Here is an 18798-nt window from a genome sequence, read left to right as displayed (position 1 = left end):
CATGGAACATATAATAAAAAAAATGTCACTTTATTTCGATTAACTAACTCGTTATTCTACGAAATTACCCTATCAAAAAAATGGAAAAACAGCGGGGTTATGTAATGAAAATCCCATTAATGCTTGAAAAAATAATGTTTGGCTTCGTAGAAAGCCAGGTGCTTTTTGTCTGTCATGAATTAAAACTATTTGATTGTCTGATAGATGAAGGTCCTTCAACACTTGATCAAATCAGTAATCATCTCAAATTACCCGAAGCTTCCTTAGAGCGATTATTAATTTGCGCTCATTGCATCAACTTGCTAGAGAAGGAAGGCAATAAATATAAAATTAATCCTGAATGGGCGCCTTTTCTATCGAGTAAAAGCAATCACTATTGCGGCGAAAGATTTGGCCACTACTTTAAAACAAGTTACCAAATTTTTGGTTATTTGCTATCTGCTATTCGTGAAAATAAACAGCAGTGGGAAAAAATAGGGCGAAACGCAAAAGCCATAAATGATATTAATTCAATATACACTGATTTCATTTACGTAAATGAACAATCAATAGAAGCTTTTTTATCTACCATGTGGGCTTCAGGTTATACCGATTCGATTGATTTGTGCGAGAAATTTTCTTTTGCTGGCTATAAGAAATTGATTGATTTAGGCGGTGCATCAGGGTCGTTTGCTGTCGCAGCAATGCATAAAAATCCAAATTTAGATGCCATTATCGTGGATTACCCGCAAGTTAGGCCTTATGCAGAAGCAAAATTAAAGGAACACCATCTTGAGAGCCGAGCGTATTTTTATGAAGGCGATATATTTAGAGACGCGTTACCGGCTGGAGATGTTTATTCAATTGGCTATCTTTTATCTGATTGGCCGGAGTCAATGTGTGTTTCACTTATACAAAAAACATATGCCAGGCTGCCAACTAACGGATTAATTGTTATTTTGGAAAAATTATTTGATGAGGATAAATCAGGGCCATACTTAACAGCTATGTTAAACTTGACCATGTTGTTCGAGATGCAGGGGAAACATGGAAGCGCATCAGACTACGTCAATTGGTTGGAAAAAGCGGGTTTTATGGATTGCCAGGTTATCCCTTCGTCTGGTGAGAAACATATGATCATCGGTGTTAAGAAAAACCTTAGATGAAATTTTAAATCGGCATTAGCGGCCATCAAGATTATACGGCATTTTTACAGGAAGGCCATCCTTGGCTTCCAGGATCACTATTTTATATAACGTCCCAAGCGGATAAAATCTCCATCATACTCCTCACGACCATTCTGCTTGGATATGAGACGTTTAATTTCAACTTCAGCATGTAAAATATTTAGTAAAATTTCGCGCGATTCTTTATCAAAATTACTCATAAAATTAGAATAAAGTTTATTTATTATAGAAGCATAATTAGCGCCATTTTTACTAATTGCATAACTCATTTCATTTTCCAAGTATTCCAAATAATAGATTAAGTTTGAAACACTCAAAGTATTAATGGACTTTTGAAATTTATCCATGTGTTCTTCACGGGTATTGTCTTTAAATATACTCCAAGAACGCCAAGATTTATTCCAATCGTCCCTATAAGATTTTAATAACTGTTCTTGATTTTGCCTAACCGAAGCAATATCAATTTTCTTCGCTAATTCGACTTCCAAGGCGTTCTGTATCCGTCGTTGGTTATGTATTTGACCTTCTATGTAGGATATATAGTCACTGTTATAGCTCATCATGGTTTTTTTTACCTCGTATTGTATGTGTGTTTTGTTAAGTATGTTTATTTTGATATTAATGGGGTAAATATAGCAAGAACGCACAATTTTGTGATATACTTACAAAAACTATACTGTTATATAGAGAAATGGTAATAAATCAATGGCCTATCAAAAAAAGCGTAGACGTGTCAACCAGTGCCATTATGGCTGTTCCATAGAGGCTGCGCTGAGCGTTATCGGCAATAAATGGAAGGGTGTAATATTGTTTCATCTTTTAGATGGAACAAAACGTTTTAATGAGTTAAGACGTTTGATTCCTAGCGTGACGCAACGAATGCTTACTTTGCAATTGCGCGAGCTTGAAAAAGACTTAATCATCAAGAGAAAGGTTTATCCGCAAGTGCCGCCCAAAGTAGAATATACGCTTACTGAATTTGGGCAGAGTCTAAGGCCTATTCTGCTTTCATTAAGGGAGTGGGGCGCTAAGGTCATGAATAACGCACACCCATTGTAAAATTAACAAAAATCGCTAACTCACTTTTCACATGTGGCTGCTGGAGGCCTGGTTCCTCCATTTGGATCTATTATGATCAAAAAATTGATCATTGCTTGTTCGCTACTATTTTTTTTCGATCTTCCCTTTATTCAACGCCAATCACTTTGTATGATGCGCATAGTTTTTATCGACTGAGAAGGATGAAAATATGAATTCTGTGAAAGCCTATGCAGCAATGAAGCCCAAAGACCCTTTGAAACCTTTTGTAGTGGAACGTAGAAATCCTGGTCCTCATGATGTGGTGATTGATATCCAGTATTGCGGTGTATGCCATTCTGATGTGCATCAAGCACGTGATGAATGGGGTAATGGAAATTTTCCAATGGTGCCTGGTCATGAAATTGTGGGCAAGGTAATCAAAATCGGATCGGCTGTTTCGCGCTATAAAGTGGGTGACATGGTTGGTGTTGGATGCTTTGTTGACTCATGTCGTGAATGCAATCCTTGCAAACAGGGTATTGAACAATATTGCGACAAAGGCATGAATCTAACTTATAATGGCGTTGAAAAGGATGGTGAAACGCCAACATTTGGTGGCTATTCAACCCAAATTGTGGTTGATGAAAATTATGTACTTAAAATGCCAGCCAATATTCCGGCAGAGAAAGCCGCACCTTTATTATGTGCGGGTATTACAACGTATTCCCCATTAAGACACTGGAAAATCAAAGCCGGCGATAAAGTGGGTATTGTAGGCTTGGGTGGTTTGGGTCATATGGCGGTTAAATTAGCTGCTGCCATGGACGCAGAAGTTACTGTATTAAGCACCTCGGACAGGAAAAAAGAGGACGCATTAAGTTTTGGGGCGAAGCATTTTATAAATACCTCTGACGGAAAAGTGTTCGCTGATCGGGCAAACTATTTTGATTTTATTCTTAATACTGCCGCGGGCAACACGGATCTTAATCAATATTTAACATTGCTAAAGTTAGACGGTACCATGGTGTTGGTCGGTGTACCAGAACATCCTGCAACACTGAATGCTTTTCCACTCATTTTTAAACGTCGCTGTTTAGCAGGTTCGTTAATTGGCGGCATTAAGGAAACACAAGAAATGCTGGATTTTTGCGGCAAACACGGTATTTCGGCTGATATTGAGCTCATCCCTATTGAAAAAATCAATGAAGCCTATGAACGCATGATTAAAGGCGATGTACGATATCGTTTCGTTATTGATATAAATTCATTGAAGTAATCATCAGTCCCGCCCAATTACTACTAATAATTGGGCGGGAAAAATTGCCTAATCACCCCTTGCCTATCATCCAGGATATTTGATAGAGAAATATTGAATACCTATATCATCGCACATTTTCAAATAACCACTTCTTATATCTTTTAAAATCATCAAGATAGCTAAAAATAACTTTTAGATTTTATGAACTAAACTTAAGTTATATCCCCAATCACGGCAGTATGACTTATGAAGCGTTTTGAATATTCTGAATATTACGATTTAACCCATGATGCACGATTGGTAGATCCAGGTGTAGAAAATACCGTAGCGTTGTTAAATCAAGAGGCGGGCAGGGAGCTTGTCATCGAATATTATAAAAGCAAATATCAATCAAACATGGTCGAGGATGAAATAAATGGTCTTATATTTGGTGGTGAAGCAATCTATGAAAAAATTGCACAGTATGTTGTACCTCTTTTAAGAGAGGCACAAAAAAAAGCCGCAAATACAGATAATTTTCGAGAACTATTTATGATCGTATCAAATTACGGAAAACATATTACGCCGATTCTTTATATCAAGGAAAATGGCAGGGACGCGATACTGGCAGCAGACACTGGGTTTTATGATAACAAGAAAGTTGCTAATTATCTGCGATACGCCTTAAAAACAAAATCAGAATCCCTCAAAGAGATGCCAGTTTTAACGATAGAAGAAATACGTCAATCAGACGATTATTCATGTTTTGCTGATTGCCTTGTATTTGGACGTGATGCAACTGGGTTTGTTTCTCATGATCAGTACATTATTCCTGATTTGCTTCACCGTTTATTGGAAAGGGCGGAAACAAAAGAAGGTTATGAAGACGGAGTTTTGGTTACTAAACTTCCTGACGAATTATTAAAGACAGCAGCAAGGGCGGCATTTATTAACGCTCACCAAGAACACCCCGTTGGCAGGAAAATTTATAAAGATAAATCTCTAAACGAATTTCATGATAAGTATACTGACAAAAATATATTATTTAAAGCGAAAGAAGTAGCAAAACCAACGGATGTTTTAGCTTATGCTCGAATAAAGGGAATTAAATTGGCGGAGCTTATTGAAATTCAATTTTATGTAGACCAGTTTAAAGCTGAGCTTGGTGAAAATTTTACTTCAATATTGGAGGAGGATTTTCGTAATAGAGCAAAAGACGAATTTAAAAAACAGGGGATTAACGCGGATAATATTCGAAAAGGAATTCATGAGATAGCTGAAGATTTTTTAGCAGAAGTAAAAAATAATTTAAATAGAGATAGAAAAATTAAATAACATAGAAGTAGGTGCGGACACTATTCCTTGGCTTTTTACATTTACTTATTACAGAATCAAATGGATATTATGCAAATTTTAAATGCTATACTTAATTTAAAGTAGCTTTTCTCTGTACACGACAAAATTTCTAACCGTTCGCCCCTGAGGAGGCCGCGAAGCGGCCATCTCGAAGGGCTCGCTGATATTTATAGAAATTCATATAATTCTTCTCGCCAAGGAGGAAATAGATGGAACATATCAGCCAGTTGCGAAGTAGTTTAAACAGACATTTCAAATGGAAGAGAAGCGGCATTGGCATCGGAAAGACAATAAAAAGTTGGAGTCGACAGAAAAAAGAAGGATTAATCAGGGGTGATTGGCAAGGATTGTCAATTTATGCAAAAAGGCGAAAGAAATTTGATTAAAAATGCCCTTCGAGACGGCCGCTTCGCGGCCTCCTCAGGAATGTTGGGTTGTGACCAGGTCGTGGCAGGCGTTTATGATATTTTAAATAATAAATATTGGATATCCGATCACATGGGCTGGCCGGATGAGATTTTCAAATAGGCATTAAATTTAGTATTCTAATAGTTTCATCCCTACGATATTTATATGAATTTAAGAAGAAGCAGATGTAACTTTTCTCAACTCATCAAGAATACGCACCATGGCCAAGGTATCCAGTCTGCAATACGCAAGGAGATCATTTTTTATCCGATTACGATCAGCCGCAGGAAGCTCATCCTTGATTAGTTTTAAATAGTAAGCCTGGGCATCATCACCTTGCTGGATGCCGAGAGATTTGTAGCTTAGCTCGGGTACGAGAACCGGCAAAACTTTTTTGATCGAGGCCGAGCCATTAAAATCAGGATGATAGTACCATTTTTTTCCAAAGGGGACTAAGAGGTCCCATAATCTTTCTAGCATGCTATTAAGCATCGGTGCGAGGTCGGGAAAGGATTTAATCATGTCTCGAATGCATCCCTCCTCAAAACTTTTGTTATAAACAATAATGCTGCCAGATGGTCCTACATCGTTTACTAACTGTTCCGCTACAGCTCGCATTGGATTGGCATATTTGTCAAACAAAAATTCCAGATGCTTAAGCGGTAGATCAGGTGCTTGCTTTACATGGAGACTGTATTGAAATGGAAGCCGTTGATATGGCCGTGTATTATCGAAAGGGGGGATAGCATAGCCGAGTGTTTCAAAATCGAGAAAATACAATGGAAAATTGAGTTGACTCAAATGCTCAACAATCTGTTGACTATCAATATAGGGTAATTGTGTTTTTTCATGCTCAACCTGGATAAGTTGTGCGTTTTTAACAAGTGAAGAGGGAATATCTTGTATGAGCTCTATGCCCATTTCCATTAATTTAAAACGAAATTTATCTCGAATGTTGTAGAGATAATGAATCGATTTTTCCGGTACATCTTTCCAGCAATAATGCTTAAATTCGCAGGGATATGGATTTTTACATATTGACCCTAATTTCCATGAAGGCTCCTCACTCGTTGCCAGGACATTGCTGATTTTATCGAGGTAAGCCGGGACCAATTGTAATTCATGCTCAAGCAACTCGTTCACCGGGCGGACGATAAATAATTGCGTCAGATCGAGTTCCCCTTTCCTCATGTAGTGATTATTTAAAAATGCGACACATATATTCTTTATCTGGAAACCGGATTGCTGAAGCACATAAGCTTGTATTGCACAGTCAGGCAAGTGTTCTTTTTCTTTAAGTTTAGTGCTGCTTTTAACTTCAATCAGATCGTAAGTGTCGTTTTCATTCCGCACCAGGATATCGACGCGAATGAGGACATTGTCATACAGAAAAGCGCCTTCAAATATGGCCGGTGCTTTACGTTGAATAGCCAAGTGGGTATGCCCAAGTGCGCCTTCCAGATTGTGGTGATCTTCATGAATAAGTTCACCCTCAGGATATAATTGACGCGCTAGTATGCCGACTTCCTTCCCTTGAGTAAGAATGGATTCCTGGAAGGTGGAAGTCTCAGCCATTAGCTCACGATGATAATTGTATAGCCAAATCCTTTTCAGACACTTCCGGCCCTTACAATATTGAGACTTCGAAAGAGTGTGCATAAGCAATGTATAATTAAAATTTATTCAAATCATTATAACATGGTGTGAGATTTAATATAAATTTCTGTTGCTCACTCGCCGCGCCTTCACCTATCCTAAAAGATAATGGGGAAACATTTTCGCAGTATATTGTACAAACTTATTTCAAAGTATCCCCCTGGTAGCCCAGCCATCTTGTCCGACGAGAAATTTTATGACAATTTTTTTAGAAACGAAAAGACTCATTATTAGGGCTCCTTCTTTATCCGACTATAACAACTGGCTGGTTGTGCATGCCGAATCAGACGAGATGCAATATCCGAATGAGGTTGTGGAGGCGTGGCTGAATCATCATATCCTTGAGTTTCAGCAAAACGGTTTTAGCATGGGCTCCGTTTTTTTAAAAGATAATAATGAATTTATTGGCCGCGCCGGACTTTTTTATTATTCCGGAGCAATTGCTGAAAAAGCTGATATAGAAATAGGATATATTATTCATAAAAAATATTGGAATCAAGGATACGCAACGGAACTTGCAAAGGCGTTGATTGAGTGGGGATTCAAAAATTTAAGTGTGAGTAAAATAATCGCATTGACGAGATTGGATAATAAAAAATCGCAGCATGTTTTAGAGAAAGCAGGTATGCAATTTGTAAAAAAAATACAATCGGAAGGCGAGGATTTTTTACTGTTTGAGATATACAAATAGGTTATAAGTAATGATAGTTATCCAATCGAGGAAAACGAGTATAATTTGCTTATCCTTCTCAGTTTAGTTTTAAGCATTTTACACCTTCCACAATCACATCGGTAATATCAATGCGATTAGAAGGATGAGCAATGGTATTGCAGGTGGCAATCTGTTGCGCTCCAGCGTGCAAGAGGCCGTTGTAGGCCTCGTTATTAAATAATGCATGCACACCAATACAGACAGGCTTTTTAAATCCTCTGGCTACAAGTTCTTGAATTGCGGCAAGCATGGTGGTTCCCGTAGAGATAATATCGTCTACTAATACGGGGGTTTTACCTGTGTCTTTTATTTCTGGAACAGCAACACTCACTTTTTTGTCGCCGTAGCGGGTCTTTTTGATAACGGTGTAGGGGGCGGAGGCTAATGCTGCCACCTCTGCAACCCATTGCAGACTTTCTTCATCGGGGCCAATAATAAAGGGTGAATCGACATGAGTGAGAATCCATTCAGCAATTTTCTTCGTTGAATGTAATACCACAATGGAACTAGTTGAATAAATTTCCTCAAGGTTTTTAATCCGGTGTAAGTGCGGATCAACTGTCATTAAACAATCAATCCAACTGGAAAGATAATTAGCAAAAAGAACAGCGGTAATCGCTTCACCTGGTTTAAAACGCTTGTCCTGGCGCATATAAGGAAGATAAGGCGTTATTAAACAAACGGATTTGGCCCCCAATTCTTTTATAGTTTGAGCAGCAAACATAAGCGGCATACTTTTATTATTTGGATGTTCCAACCCGCAAACCAATATCACAGTCTTATTTTTGACATCGGAATCCAAGCGGATGTAGGACTCATCATCTGGGAAATTACGTACTTCAATAGTGCCAATTTCGATTCTTAATTGACTTGCTAATGCCACAGCTAATTGTGTATACGCTGGCAATGGCATAATGATGGAATTTTTCATATGCCCTCCCGGCTAATTTTGATAATGTTTGGCATAGATTGAGCAAAACTGAGTGAATAAGCCAATTCACCCGTTGATTCGGCATGAATGCGATATAAAATTTGGCCGATTTCTATTTTCGTTCCCCGTTTTGCAAAAAATTCAATCCCCGCTGTGGCATCATGTGGCGCACCAGCCAATTTTGCGACCATGGCAAGATTTCGATTGTCAATCTCAGTCACAATGCCTTCATGTGCCGCTACAATGTCGTGCGTATAAGGTGCGCGCTGTGGCTCGCGAAACCCGCCTTGTGCCTCGCAGATAGCGAGAAACTTTTTGAAAGCGGCACCGCTTTCTAATATTTTTTTTGCTAATTCTTGCCCTGCACCCGGTGATGCTTTTTTACCTTGTTCCAAAAGACAAGCCGCAAGTACTATAGCTTTGTTTTTTAAATCTGCAGGTGCATCTTTTTCATTTTGCAAAACGGATAATATATCTTTTGCCTCAAGTGCAGGGCCAATTCCTATTCCAAGAGGCTGTATGCCGTCTGTTTTTAACACTTTTACATTCAGGCCTACTGCCTTACCAACGACAATAAAATAGTCCTGCAATTTTAAAAATATTTGATCCGAACGAATCTTGGCAGTGGGGCCAACAGGCATGTCGATGATCACATGCGTGGCGCCTGCGGCGGCTTTTTTTGAGAGGACGGAAGCCACCATCTGTCCTTCAGGATCAAGATCTAAAGAGCGCTCGACACGTATAATAATATCGTCAGCCGGACTTAAATTGATGGCACCGCCCCATGCAAAGCAACCTCCTTCTTTGCGAACCACTTTTTGCATCTTGGTCAGGCTCAAATCGACTGGTGTCATTGTTTCAAGCGTATCAGCTGTTCCTGCCGGCGAGGTAATGGCCCTTGAAGATGTTTTGGGGATAATAAGGCCTGCTGCTGCAACAATGGCAACCACAATCGGAGTCGTTCGGTTGCCGGGTATGCCGCCTACACTATGTTTATCCATGACAAGCGGATACTCCCAGATGACCCGCTCACCCGTTTGAACCATGGCTTGAGTGAGATCAATCATTTCCGCGATGCTCAAATTATCTTTGGCGCATGCGGTTATAAAGCTTGAGAGATGAATGTTGGAATATTTTCCCGCTACGATATCCGCCATGATGGCTTGAAATTTATGTGCATTCATTTCATTACCATATATTTTAGAGCGCAAATATTTTAATGAAGTAACGGGTTTTAAATGCGACAAACTGATATAATCGCCTTCTTGCACACCTAAGCGCTTCCAGGCACTTTCCGACAAGCTTGCTTCATGATTACTCAATATGCCGGATTGAATAATGTTTAATGTTGCTACAATAGAGGAGTTATTGAAGGTAACAACGATTTGTTTTTGAGCCTCAAATCCTTCTGATTTGCAAACGAAACAATCTACGTGCATGTAAATAACAAATTCGTGTCTAGTATTAATGCCCAATCTTACCAGTTGGAGCTTGTTCGTTTCAGTGTTCAACTATAATTCCTTTATAAGGTTTCGACATGCCTGTATTTTGGAAGGTAGCAAGACCATTTAAGTTGCTCTTCAATTTTTCGCTTTAAATTTTTTGAACTTTCAGGTTCCCCGTGGACAATAAAAGTTTTTTGGGGCGGCCGCTCAAACTTTTTAAGCCAAGCAAGTATTTCCTGGTAATCGGCGTGTGCGGAGAGGCTGGTCAGCAATTCGATATGTGCACGAACAGGGATCATTTCACCATGTATCTTAATTTCAGTCTCGCCACGCAATAATCTGTCGCCGCGTGTGCCGCCCGCTTGGAATCCTGCAAAAAGAATTGTGCTGCGTGGGTCACGTAAAAATAATTTTAAATGGTGCAGAATTCTGCCGCCTGTCGCCATGCCGCTTGCTGAAATAATGATAACAGGAACCTTATATTGATCGATGGATTTAGACTGCTCAGGCGTGACAATATATTCTGCCACATTACATAAATCTTTACACTGCTCCTTTGTTAACCGATGTTCATTGGTATAATGGCACAGCAGATTGGTCGCGTTGATTGCCATAGGGCTATCTAAAAAGACGGGCAAATCTGGAATTCGATCTGCTTTTTTTAACTGGTCAATATAATAAAGCAAGCTTTGCGCGCGTCCCACAGCAAAGGAAGGAATGATCACAGAGCCGCCACGCTTCACCGTCTGCTGAATAATATCTTCAAGTTGTTTCAACGGGTCGGTTCGATCATGTAATCGACCACCGTACGTCGATTCGATAACTAAATAATCCGCCTTGTGGATGACGTCAGGCGGGTTCATGACATGATCATGAGGACGTCCCAGATCGCCTGTAAAGCAGAGCGTTTTACTATTATATTTTATCTCAACAATTGAGGCTCCAATAATATGACCTGCATGATGAAACCTGAAAGATAGATCATCAAATAAGCGATATTCAGTAGCAAAATCATGCGGAAGAAATTGTTTTAATGCTTGTCTGCCTTCATTTTCCGTGTAAAGGGGCAACGCGGGATGATGTTTGGAATAACCATATTTGTTTGCACGTTTAGCGTCTTCTTCCTGTATGTGACCACTATCGGGAAGCAATATTGCGCATAAGTCTTTAGTGCCGTGCGTACAATGAATTTTTCCGCTAAATCCGTTTTTAACCAATAACGGTAAATAACCCGTATGATCAATGTGAGCATGCGTTAAAATCACCGCATCGATTTGCGCTGGGTCAACGGGGAATTTGTCCCAATTTCGTAATCGAAGCGCTTTGTATCCCTGGAATAGGCCACAATCAACAAGGATTTTTTTTCCATGGTGTGTGAGCAGGAACTTCGAACCGGTCACCGTTTCCGTTGCACCTAAAAAAGTAATTTGCATATATATTACACATCTTTGGTTAATTTAATTTTAAATTAGACAATGTTGTCTGTATTGCAAATTTGCATGCGACGCTGTTCCGAACGGAAATGAGAATACTTCGCTTCTTTGTCCAATTTAATCAACCCTTCTCAAAAAATCCATTCATTTGATGCACTTTATTTTCTATAGAAAACAAAGGCAAGTGATAACATTGTTGATTAACCGATTGCAATGGTGATTCGTGTTAGAATGATTATTGGATAGCGTTAATAAAATTTGGAAAGCCCGCTTTAATGTCATAACACTTCTTTATGCGGAAGGCTTACGGAAGCCATTCATCAGAAATAGTAAGAATAGGCATCGATTTGTAGTTTTGCCAGTGAGGCCGATATATGAAGCCTAAATATACTGCAAAAGTATATTTTGACGATGGTAGTTTCATTGAAAATCACGCTGATGATGTTGGTCAATTGATTGGTTGGATGCGTCGCCAAGGACAGGATCGTTTTTGCGAAATTAATGGTATTATAGTTAATAATAAAACGCATCGTATTGTTAAAAGTATACAATATAATCCGGCGGAAGATATTTAATAAACTGAGGGAGAATGCGATATGGATGTTTCGATTTTTCTTGCAAAGGCATTAGGTATCTACTTGGTCATTATCGGTATAGCAATGTTTATCAACGCATCTCGATTTAAAACCATGGTGGACGATATTGCGGACAATCCTGCGCTTTTATTTCTGACCGGCATTTTGGCGCTTATTGTGGGTATCCTTTTAGTCATTAGCCATAATATTTGGCAAATGGATTGGCGTGTCGTGATAACCGTCATTGCCTGGCTAAGTCTGATTAAGGGAGTTGTTAGGGTTTTATTTCCGCTAACGGCTACCGAGTGGTCTGCCAAATTTATACAGAATAATTCAGCTTACTATATAAGCGCCTTCATTACACTTTTGCTAGGCATCTTCTTAAGTTATTTTGGGTTTGCATATTAAGCTTCACTGCTTAATTCCAAGTTGGTTTTGTGCTCATGATCTCTGCTAAACGCGGTCTTAAATAAGGAGCGATATTGTGAAACACAAGTATACCGCAAAAATATATCTTGATGATGGCGAGACTATTTTTACTTCTGGGAATGACATTGAAGAGCTTATTACCTGGCTAAATAGCCAGGCAGAAGCGAGCTTTGGTGAATTGAACGGTGAAATTATTGACAATGCAACCCAGGAGGTGGTGAAACATTTTCAGTATGTTCCTCCGGAATAAGTAAATTCTAAAGCAATTACTTTTTTCTAGATGAATTCGCTTTCTAATCCAGCAAATGCCAATATGTTTTGGGTGATTGCTCTTCGAACATTTCTTTCGCCAGTTCGTGTTTAAATTGCTGCATTTCTGGTTTTTGATTGTGTTGCTCAAATGCTTCTTTGCTTTTCCATTGCATATACACCATAAATTCAGAAGGATTGTCGATGGATTGATGAATGTTGTAAGTAATACACCCTTTGTCTTTACGAGAATGCTGCATGAGTTGCTTGAGAAACCGTTTTACATAATCTTCCATGCCCGATTTGGCAATGCCGGCAATCATTACCGTATAGTTTCCGTTATTCATCCGGGTGCTCCCTTGAAATGACGTGTGGTATGTAAAATGTTTCACAAGCAGGCTTCTGATAGTATGGTAAGCTATTTGGAGCACTAAAACTATTGAGTTAGTTTTATCAGCCAATAAGATGTCTAAAATATGTTAAATTTTATTTAAACTGGCTAAATAGTAATGCATGAACTTTCCTTATGTCGAAATATCATTAAAATTGTGCAAGATCATGCGGAAAGGCATCAAAAAAAGCGAGTGTTTAAGATAACGATTTTAATTGGAGACTTGCTGGCGGTTGATTGTAAAGCGCTAGCGTTTTGGTTTAATGTAGTTGCTCAAGGGACTGTAGCAGAGGATGCGAAACTGGATATGATAAATGTCATTGGAACCGAATTGGTTGTGAAATCCATGGAAGCTGAATAATGTGTGTAACTTGCGGATGCAATGATCATCATGCCCATGCTGATGTTCATCAGCATAAAAATTTATCGCATGAACATCATGAGCTAATCAATATAGAGCAAAACGTATTGGAAACTAATGACCGTTTTGCCGCTGATAATCGTAAACAATTTAAAGACCGTTCTATTTTAGCGATCAATTTTCTTTCCAGTCCCGGTTCAGGAAAAACCAGTTTGCTTTTAAAGACTATTCAGCATCTTAAAAAAGATTTCGCTATTGCCGTGATTGAAGGCGATCAACAAACAGATTTCGATGCCCGGCGTATTGCAGCGCTCGATATCCCTGTTAAACAGATTAATACAGGAAAAGGATGTCATCTTGATGCGCACATGATAAGCCATGCGATAGATCAGCTTCCTTTGCCAGCCCATTCGCTGCTGTTCATTGAAAACGTGGGTAATCTTGTTTGCCCTGCTTTATTTGATTTGGGCGAAGCTTTCAAGGTTATGATTCTCTCCGTGACAGAGGGAGAAGATAAGCCACTTAAGTATCCTTACATGATCCGCGAATCGCAACTTATGATCATTAATAAAATCGATTTGCTGCCTTATGTCGATTTTGATATTAATCAATGTATTCAATATGCTTTATCCGTTAATCCTCAATTGACGATCATTCAAACGTCCGTGACTTCACGCCAAGGTCTTGATCAATGGCACCATTGGTTGAAGTCGCGCGCGACAACAGCCGCTTCTCTTGTGTCATGACTGCGCAGTCTAGAGCAAAGCTCGTGATAAAAGGCCAAGTTCAGGGCGTAGGCTTTAGGCCTTATGTTTACCAATTGGCGAAAACGCATCAACTTACCGGGTGGGTATGCAATACAGGGGAGGGCGTTACACTTGAAGTACAAGGAGCGGAAGTGCCTCGATTTATTGAATCCCTTTCGCTCAAGCTGCCTCCGCTTGCCAGAATGGATGAGGTTAAAGTCGAATGGATTTCATTGAATCACCAGGAAGATGCTTTTATTATCCACGAAAGTATTAAAAATGCAGATTATTCCAAAATTCCGCCGGACGTGAAAATTTGCGAAGCCTGTTTAAATGAATTATTTGATCCGGATAGCCGCTTTTACGGATATCCCTTTCTTAACTGTACGCAATGTGGTCCACGCTATTCCATAACGCGGCAATTACCTTATGATCGATGTCAAACTTCCATGGATGCTTTTCCATTATGCGAGCAATGCCATGCTGATTATCATGATCCGGCTAATCGCCGTTTTCATGCTCAACCCACTGCATGCAGCAAATGCGGTCCGCAATTATCTGATTCAATGGATGCCATTGTTCAACAGATACAATCAGGGAAAATCCTCGCAATTAAAGGCTTAGGGGGTTACCAACTCATTTGTGATGCCAGAAATGATATTGCCGTTTTAGCATTGAGAAGAAGAAAGCAGCGTTTATCAAAACCTTTTGCCTTGATGGCGCTTAATCTTGAAACCATTGATAAAATAGGTTTGGTTTCACAACAAGAAAAAGCTTTATTGGCAGATCGAGCTGCACCCATTGTCTTGTTATCAAAGAAAAATGACATTGTTTCATCTTATATTGCGCCTGGTTTAACCCATCTTGGTTTCATGCTGCCTTACACACCATTACATTATCTGATCTTTCACGCACTGGCTGGCTATCCAAAAGGCGTTAACTGGTTAAATGAATATTTACCTTATGTGCTAGTGGTCACCAGCGCCAATGCTTCCGGCAATCCATTAGTTTTCGAGGATGAAATCGCGAAGATTGAATTAAAAGCGATTGCCGATACTATCGTCACCTATAATCGCCATATTGTCACGCGGCTGGATGATTCAGTGATTCGCATCATTCACGATCATCCCGTTTTCATTCGGCGTGCGCGTGGTTTCGTTCCAGAACCCGTCAAATTACCGCAAGATACGCCGAGCGTTTTAGCGGTTGGGGGATATTTAAAAAACACGGTTTGTGTTACTCGCCGCAACGAAGCTTTTGTATCACAACACATTGGTGATTTGAAAAATGCCGAGACAGTGGCTTTTTTTCATGAAACGATTAAACGGCTCGTCACCTATCTGAATGTGAAGCCTGAATACCTCATTCATGATCATCACCCTGATTATTATTCCACACAGTTTGCCCAACATCAGCCATTACCTGCTATCGCTGTTCAGCACCATCATGCCCATCTAGCAGCCGTTGCGGCGGAGCATCATCTCGAGGGAAAAATACTCGGCTTGGCACTCGATGGTTTTGGCTGGGGAGAGGATGGCATGGCCTGGGGTGGGGAATTGTTTCTTTTCGACTGTCAGCATTATCAGCGCCTGGGCTCATTATTGCCCATGCGTTTGCCAGGCGGGGATGTGGCTGCCCGAGAACCTTGGCGAATGGCTGCCAGTATTTTGTTTCAATTAAATTTACAGGATCAGATCAGCAAACGGTTTAAGGAACAGAAAGGCCATGCCATGCTGGCTGAAGTGATTCGGAAAGGGGTTAATTCGCCTCTGACGACAAGTTGTGGACGGTTGTTTGACGCAGCCAGCGCTTTGCTGGAACTCTGTCCTATTGCAGATTATGAAGGCCAGGCGGCGATGCTGCTTGAGGCTCAGGTGACCCAGCCTCAAGTGCTTCAAGGCGGATGGATCATGGAAGATCATTACCTGAATTTGTTGCCGCTCATGAGCGCGTTATTGATGTGTACGCCAGAAGAAGGAGCTAACTTATTTCACGGCACATTGGCAAAAGCATTAGCCTCCTGGGTTAATCATTGGGCAAAAAAACTACAAATAAACGCTATTGTGTTGAGTGGCGGCTGTTTTTTAAATCAATTTCTTCCAAAATTACTGATAGACTATTGCCTTGAGTATGGATTGCTGCCCTATATTGCAAAAGCGCTGCCGCCTTCTGATGCTGGTATCTCGCTAGGACAAGCTTGGGTAGGCGCGAACAGGGTAATTGCGACAACAAGGAAAGATGTTGACCATGTGCTTAGCTATTCCAGCAAAAATTATTGCCTTACTTGAAAATGAGCGCGCTGTCGTGAATCTCGGCGGCATCAAAAAGGAAGTATCACTTTCCCTCGTGGAGAATATTAAGGAAGGTGATTACGTTGTGATCCATGTGGGCTATGTCATCGCCCGTCTAGATGAGGCAGAGGCGCAAAAAACGCTGAAAATTTTATCAGAAATCGCTACCGAAGTTGAAAGGACTGCCTCATGAAGTACATTTCGGATTTTCGCGAGGGTTCACTTGCGCCCGTATTAGCTTGCGCCATCGCAAAAGAAGTCGATAGCAATCGCCATTATAGATTTATGGAATTTTGTGGAGGCCATACCCACACGATTCATCGCTATGGTATTCCTGGGTTGTTACCCAAAAATGTTGAAATGGTGCACGGACCGGGTTGCCCAGTATGCGTACTGCCCATTGCCCGTGTTGACCATGCTGTTGCATTGAGTTTTCAGCCGAATGTTATTCTCTGCAGTTATGGCGATATGTTGCGCGTCCCCGGAACGAATCAGGAGACTTTGCTTAAAGCAAAGGCGCGTGGCGCTGATGTTCGAATGATTTATTCAGTTGATGATGCTTTATCTATTGCGCAAAAACATCCTGATAAAGAAGTGGTTTTCTTTGCGATCGGATTTGAAACAACAACACCACCTACAGCTCACGCAATTATCTTTGCCAAAGAACATGGATTAAAAAATTTTACGGTTTTCTGCAATCATGTTTTAACGCCCATCGCAATGGAATGCATTTTACGAACACAATACCCGGGCGAGAAGCCTGTTGTATTGGATGGTTTTATTGGTCCTGCGCATGTCAGCATTATTATTGGCAGTAAATCATATGAAGCAGTTGGAGAGAAATATCAGAAACCCATCGTGATCTCGGGCTTTGAGCCGCTTGATGTCATGCATTCAATTCTTATGTTAATACGCCAACTAAACGAGGGACGTTGTGAAGTTGAAAATCAGTATATACGTGCCGTGAATAGTGAAGGGAATATCAAATCTCAACAGCTGATGGGAGAGGTATTTGAATTAAGAACGACTTTCGAATGGCGGGGTCTAGGTTTTATTGAAAATAGTGCGCTTAAAATCAAAGAAAAATACAAAGCATTTGATGCGGAATACCGATTTCCATTAACGGTTTCGTCCGGACAGGAACATAAAGCTTGCGATTGCGGCGCTATTTTGCGCGGCGCTAAAAAGCCAACTGATTGCAAATTATTTGCAAAGGTGTGTACGCCAGAAAATCCTTTAGGCTCCTGTATGGTGTCTTCCGAGGGTGCTTGTTCTGCCGTGTACGCCTATGGACCGTTTTTAATAGAGTAATAGGACAATTCATGGAAGCATTCAAAGTCGTTAAAAAAATCCCTGGCCCTAAACTGGATGTAAAGCATGGCATCATTGATCTTTCCCATGGTGCGGGGGGAAGAGCAACAGCCCGCTTAGTGGAGCAGCTTTTTGAAGTTGAGTTTGATAACGCCTTGATCAAGCAGCATAACGATGCAGCTTGTTTTTCTCTATCGTCCGGCCGCTATGTGATGACATGCGATGCACATGTTATATCCCCTTTATTTTTTCCTGGCGGTGATATTGGATGTTTGTCCGTTTATGGCACGGTCAATGATCTTGCCATGATGGGAGCAAAACCACTTTATCTTACTGCAGCATTTATTCTGGAAGAGGGCTTTGCATTTTCAGATTTAAAACGCATTGTTCAATCGATGGCGAAAGCCGCGAGACGGGCTCAGGTGGTTATTGTTGCCGGTGACACAAAAGTCGTAGAAAAGGGCAAAGGTGACGGCGTATTTATCACGACAACAGGCGTAGGCATTGTTCCGGAAGGAGTTGACATATCAGGTGACAAGGCACAAACAGGTGATGATGTCATTGTCAATGGTTACATCGGTGATCATGGTATTGCCATTATGTCGCATCGTGAAAATATTCAGTTTGATACGACGCTTCTCTCGGATACGGCACCGTTAAATGATTTGGTTGCGAAAATGACAGAAGCGGTTCCTAAACTGCATTGTCTTCGTGATCCAACGCGAGGCGGGCTCGCCACGACATTAAATGAGTTAGCAAAACAATCCAATGTCGGTTTTATGATTGATGAAAATAAAATTCCTGTTCGTGAAGAAGTAACAAGTGCTTGTGAATTACTCGGCCTGGATCCGCTTTATGTTGCCAATGAAGGAAAACTAGTGGCTATTTGCCCCAGCGAATTCACAGAAACATTGCTCACCGTTATGCGCAACCATCCGTTAGGAAAGGAAGCTGCAGTCATTGGTAAAGTTATTGCGGATAGTAAAGAATTCGTTCAATTAAAAACTAAATTCGGTGGTATGCGGATTGTTGACTGGTTGACAGGTGAGCAGTTACCTCGAATTTGTTAACAGTGGAAATG

The 18798-nt window shown here is 40.4% G+C and carries 21 protein-coding genes; 15 read left to right on the top strand and 6 right to left on the bottom strand.

Annotated features, from left to right (window positions below; translation table 11 throughout):
* Positions 1-104 precede the first annotated feature (104 nt).
* Positions 105-1145, top strand: a complete 1041-nt coding sequence (locus tag AQUSIP_RS06525; RefSeq protein ID WP_170131810.1) for a methyltransferase — start codon at positions 105-107, stop codon at positions 1143-1145.
* Between the two features lie 77 nt (positions 1146-1222).
* Here AQUSIP_RS06525 and AQUSIP_RS06520 read toward each other — a convergent pair whose 3' ends face one another.
* The gene (locus AQUSIP_RS06520; protein ID WP_114834459.1) at positions 1223-1729 is read right to left on the bottom strand and encodes a hypothetical protein; all 507 of its coding nucleotides are present in this window, start codon (positions 1727-1729) and stop codon (positions 1223-1225) included.
* Positions 1730-1871: 142 nt separating this feature from the next.
* Between AQUSIP_RS06520 and AQUSIP_RS06515 the strand changes: the two genes are divergently transcribed.
* The 4 genes from AQUSIP_RS06515 to AQUSIP_RS12355 all read left to right on the top strand — a co-directional run bounded on the left by AQUSIP_RS06515 (position 1872) and on the right by AQUSIP_RS12355 (position 5307).
* Positions 1872-2225: a winged helix-turn-helix transcriptional regulator gene (locus AQUSIP_RS06515; protein WP_114834458.1), complete on the top strand. Its 354-nt coding sequence runs from the start codon at positions 1872-1874 to the stop codon at positions 2223-2225.
* A gap of 190 nt (positions 2226-2415) precedes the next feature.
* Positions 2416-3462: an NAD(P)-dependent alcohol dehydrogenase gene (locus tag AQUSIP_RS06510; RefSeq protein ID WP_114834457.1), complete on the top strand. Its 1047-nt coding sequence runs from the start codon at positions 2416-2418 to the stop codon at positions 3460-3462.
* 228 nt (positions 3463-3690) lie between these two features.
* A complete protein-coding gene (locus AQUSIP_RS06505) occupies positions 3691-4758 on the top strand; it encodes a hypothetical protein (protein WP_114834456.1) in 1068 nt (355 codons plus the stop codon).
* A gap of 378 nt (positions 4759-5136) precedes the next feature.
* Positions 5137-5307: a hypothetical protein gene (locus tag AQUSIP_RS12355; protein WP_170131809.1), complete on the top strand. Its 171-nt coding sequence runs from the start codon at positions 5137-5139 to the stop codon at positions 5305-5307.
* A 51-nt stretch (positions 5308-5358) separates the two neighbouring features.
* Here AQUSIP_RS12355 and AQUSIP_RS06500 read toward each other — a convergent pair whose 3' ends face one another.
* Positions 5359-6762 (bottom strand): DUF2779 domain-containing protein, encoded by a 1404-nt coding sequence (locus AQUSIP_RS06500; protein ID WP_170131808.1) that lies wholly within the window; start codon positions 6760-6762, stop codon positions 5359-5361.
* A gap of 277 nt (positions 6763-7039) precedes the next feature.
* On the opposite strand from AQUSIP_RS06500, the gene AQUSIP_RS06495 reads away from it, so the two are divergent.
* Positions 7040-7534 carry a GNAT family N-acetyltransferase gene (locus AQUSIP_RS06495; RefSeq protein WP_114834454.1) on the top strand — a complete coding sequence of 165 codons (495 nt, stop codon included), beginning with the start codon at positions 7040-7042 and terminating at the stop codon, positions 7532-7534.
* 58 nt (positions 7535-7592) lie between these two features.
* Here the strand turns inward: AQUSIP_RS06495 and AQUSIP_RS06490 are convergent, their stop codons facing one another.
* The 3 genes from AQUSIP_RS06490 to AQUSIP_RS06480 are packed head-to-tail and all read right to left on the bottom strand — an operon-like array spanning position 7593 to position 11364.
* A complete protein-coding gene (locus tag AQUSIP_RS06490) occupies positions 7593-8486 on the bottom strand; it encodes a ribose-phosphate pyrophosphokinase (protein ID WP_114834453.1) in 894 nt (297 codons plus the stop codon).
* Positions 8483-9997: a thymidine phosphorylase family protein gene (locus AQUSIP_RS06485; RefSeq protein ID WP_114834452.1), complete on the bottom strand. Its 1515-nt coding sequence runs from the start codon at positions 9995-9997 to the stop codon at positions 8483-8485. Before AQUSIP_RS06485 ends, AQUSIP_RS06490 begins: the two co-directional genes overlap by 4 nt.
* An 11-nt stretch (positions 9998-10008) precedes the next feature.
* The gene (locus tag AQUSIP_RS06480) at positions 10009-11364 is read right to left on the bottom strand and encodes an MBL fold metallo-hydrolase RNA specificity domain-containing protein (protein ID WP_114834451.1); all 1356 of its coding nucleotides are present in this window, start codon (positions 11362-11364) and stop codon (positions 10009-10011) included.
* 374 nt (positions 11365-11738) lie between these two features.
* Between AQUSIP_RS06480 and AQUSIP_RS06475 the strand changes: the two genes are divergently transcribed.
* The 3 genes from AQUSIP_RS06475 to AQUSIP_RS06465 all read left to right on the top strand — a co-directional run bounded on the left by AQUSIP_RS06475 (position 11739) and on the right by AQUSIP_RS06465 (position 12618).
* Positions 11739-11939 carry a hypothetical protein gene (locus tag AQUSIP_RS06475; protein WP_114834450.1) on the top strand — a complete coding sequence of 67 codons (201 nt, stop codon included), beginning with the start codon at positions 11739-11741 and terminating at the stop codon, positions 11937-11939.
* A 21-nt stretch (positions 11940-11960) separates the two neighbouring features.
* Positions 11961-12347, top strand: coding sequence for a DUF2065 family protein (locus AQUSIP_RS06470; protein ID WP_114834449.1), 387 nt, complete (start codon positions 11961-11963; stop codon positions 12345-12347).
* 76 nt (positions 12348-12423) lie between these two features.
* A complete protein-coding gene (locus AQUSIP_RS06465; RefSeq protein WP_114834448.1) occupies positions 12424-12618 on the top strand; it encodes a hypothetical protein in 195 nt (64 codons plus the stop codon).
* A 43-nt stretch (positions 12619-12661) separates the two neighbouring features.
* On the opposite strand, the gene AQUSIP_RS06460 is transcribed toward AQUSIP_RS06465, so the two are convergent.
* Positions 12662-12964, bottom strand: a complete 303-nt coding sequence (locus AQUSIP_RS06460; protein ID WP_114834447.1) for a putative quinol monooxygenase — start codon at positions 12962-12964, stop codon at positions 12662-12664.
* A 162-nt stretch (positions 12965-13126) separates the two neighbouring features.
* On the opposite strand from AQUSIP_RS06460, the gene AQUSIP_RS06455 reads away from it, so the two are divergent.
* Genes AQUSIP_RS06455 through hypE form a run of 6 tightly spaced genes read left to right on the top strand, consistent with a single transcriptional unit; the run spans position 13127 to position 18787 of the window.
* Positions 13127-13369, top strand: coding sequence for a hydrogenase maturation nickel metallochaperone HypA/HybF (locus AQUSIP_RS06455; RefSeq protein ID WP_114834446.1), 243 nt, complete (start codon positions 13127-13129; stop codon positions 13367-13369).
* Positions 13369-14115, top strand: coding sequence for a hydrogenase nickel incorporation protein HypB (hypB, locus tag AQUSIP_RS06450; protein ID WP_114834445.1), 747 nt, complete (start codon positions 13369-13371; stop codon positions 14113-14115). Before AQUSIP_RS06455 ends, hypB begins: the two co-directional genes overlap by 1 nt.
* Positions 14061-16403, top strand: coding sequence for a carbamoyltransferase HypF (hypF, locus tag AQUSIP_RS06445; protein ID WP_232058648.1), 2343 nt, complete (start codon positions 14061-14063; stop codon positions 16401-16403). Before hypB ends, hypF begins: the two co-directional genes overlap by 55 nt.
* The gene (locus tag AQUSIP_RS06440) at positions 16363-16599 is read left to right on the top strand and encodes a HypC/HybG/HupF family hydrogenase formation chaperone (RefSeq protein WP_114834443.1); all 237 of its coding nucleotides are present in this window, start codon (positions 16363-16365) and stop codon (positions 16597-16599) included. Before hypF ends, AQUSIP_RS06440 begins: the two co-directional genes overlap by 41 nt.
* Positions 16596-17717, top strand: a complete 1122-nt coding sequence (hypD, locus tag AQUSIP_RS06435) for a hydrogenase formation protein HypD (RefSeq protein ID WP_114834442.1) — start codon at positions 16596-16598, stop codon at positions 17715-17717. The genes AQUSIP_RS06440 and hypD overlap by 4 nt, the downstream gene beginning before the upstream one ends.
* A gap of 11 nt (positions 17718-17728) precedes the next feature.
* Positions 17729-18787, top strand: a complete 1059-nt coding sequence (gene hypE / locus AQUSIP_RS06430) for a hydrogenase expression/formation protein HypE (RefSeq protein WP_114834441.1) — start codon at positions 17729-17731, stop codon at positions 18785-18787.
* The last annotated feature ends 11 nt before the right edge of the window (positions 18788-18798 follow it).

The organism is Aquicella lusitana (assembly GCF_902459475.1).
Lineage (GTDB): Bacteria > Pseudomonadota > Gammaproteobacteria > DSM-16500 > DSM-16500 > Aquicella > Aquicella lusitana.
The sequence above is the reverse complement of the archived record's forward strand: the minus strand, read 5'-3'. Positions and strand labels throughout refer to the sequence as shown.

What these genes read in the sequence shown, in the direction of transcription:
- AQUSIP_RS06525 (WP_170131810.1), top strand. Translation starts at nt 105, where the DNA reads ATGAAAATCCCATTAATGCTTGAAAAAATAATGTTTGGCTTCGTAGAA.
- AQUSIP_RS06520 (WP_114834459.1), bottom strand. Translation starts at nt 1,729, where the DNA reads ATGATGAGCTATAACAGTGACTATATATCCTACATAGAAGGTCAAATA.
- AQUSIP_RS06515 (WP_114834458.1), top strand. Translation starts at nt 1,872, where the DNA reads ATGGCCTATCAAAAAAAGCGTAGACGTGTCAACCAGTGCCATTATGGC.
- AQUSIP_RS06510 (WP_114834457.1), top strand. Translation starts at nt 2,416, where the DNA reads ATGAATTCTGTGAAAGCCTATGCAGCAATGAAGCCCAAAGACCCTTTG.
- AQUSIP_RS06505 (WP_114834456.1), top strand. Translation starts at nt 3,691, where the DNA reads ATGAAGCGTTTTGAATATTCTGAATATTACGATTTAACCCATGATGCA.
- AQUSIP_RS12355 (WP_170131809.1), top strand. Translation starts at nt 5,137, where the DNA reads ATGCAAAAAGGCGAAAGAAATTTGATTAAAAATGCCCTTCGAGACGGC.
- AQUSIP_RS06500 (WP_170131808.1), bottom strand. Translation starts at nt 6,762, where the DNA reads ATGGCTGAGACTTCCACCTTCCAGGAATCCATTCTTACTCAAGGGAAG.
- AQUSIP_RS06495 (WP_114834454.1), top strand. Translation starts at nt 7,040, where the DNA reads ATGACAATTTTTTTAGAAACGAAAAGACTCATTATTAGGGCTCCTTCT.
- AQUSIP_RS06490 (WP_114834453.1), bottom strand. Translation starts at nt 8,486, where the DNA reads ATGAAAAATTCCATCATTATGCCATTGCCAGCGTATACACAATTAGCT.
- AQUSIP_RS06480 (WP_114834451.1), bottom strand. Translation starts at nt 11,364, where the DNA reads ATGCAAATTACTTTTTTAGGTGCAACGGAAACGGTGACCGGTTCGAAG.
- AQUSIP_RS06475 (WP_114834450.1), top strand. Translation starts at nt 11,739, where the DNA reads ATGAAGCCTAAATATACTGCAAAAGTATATTTTGACGATGGTAGTTTC.
- AQUSIP_RS06470 (WP_114834449.1), top strand. Translation starts at nt 11,961, where the DNA reads ATGGATGTTTCGATTTTTCTTGCAAAGGCATTAGGTATCTACTTGGTC.
- AQUSIP_RS06460 (WP_114834447.1), bottom strand. Translation starts at nt 12,964, where the DNA reads ATGAATAACGGAAACTATACGGTAATGATTGCCGGCATTGCCAAATCG.
- AQUSIP_RS06455 (WP_114834446.1), top strand. Translation starts at nt 13,127, where the DNA reads ATGCATGAACTTTCCTTATGTCGAAATATCATTAAAATTGTGCAAGAT.
- hypB (WP_114834445.1), top strand. Translation starts at nt 13,369, where the DNA reads ATGTGTGTAACTTGCGGATGCAATGATCATCATGCCCATGCTGATGTT.
- hypF (WP_232058648.1), top strand. Translation starts at nt 14,061, where the DNA reads ATGGCACCATTGGTTGAAGTCGCGCGCGACAACAGCCGCTTCTCTTGT.
- AQUSIP_RS06440 (WP_114834443.1), top strand. Translation starts at nt 16,363, where the DNA reads ATGTGCTTAGCTATTCCAGCAAAAATTATTGCCTTACTTGAAAATGAG.
- hypD (WP_114834442.1), top strand. Translation starts at nt 16,596, where the DNA reads ATGAAGTACATTTCGGATTTTCGCGAGGGTTCACTTGCGCCCGTATTA.
- hypE (WP_114834441.1), top strand. Translation starts at nt 17,729, where the DNA reads ATGGAAGCATTCAAAGTCGTTAAAAAAATCCCTGGCCCTAAACTGGAT.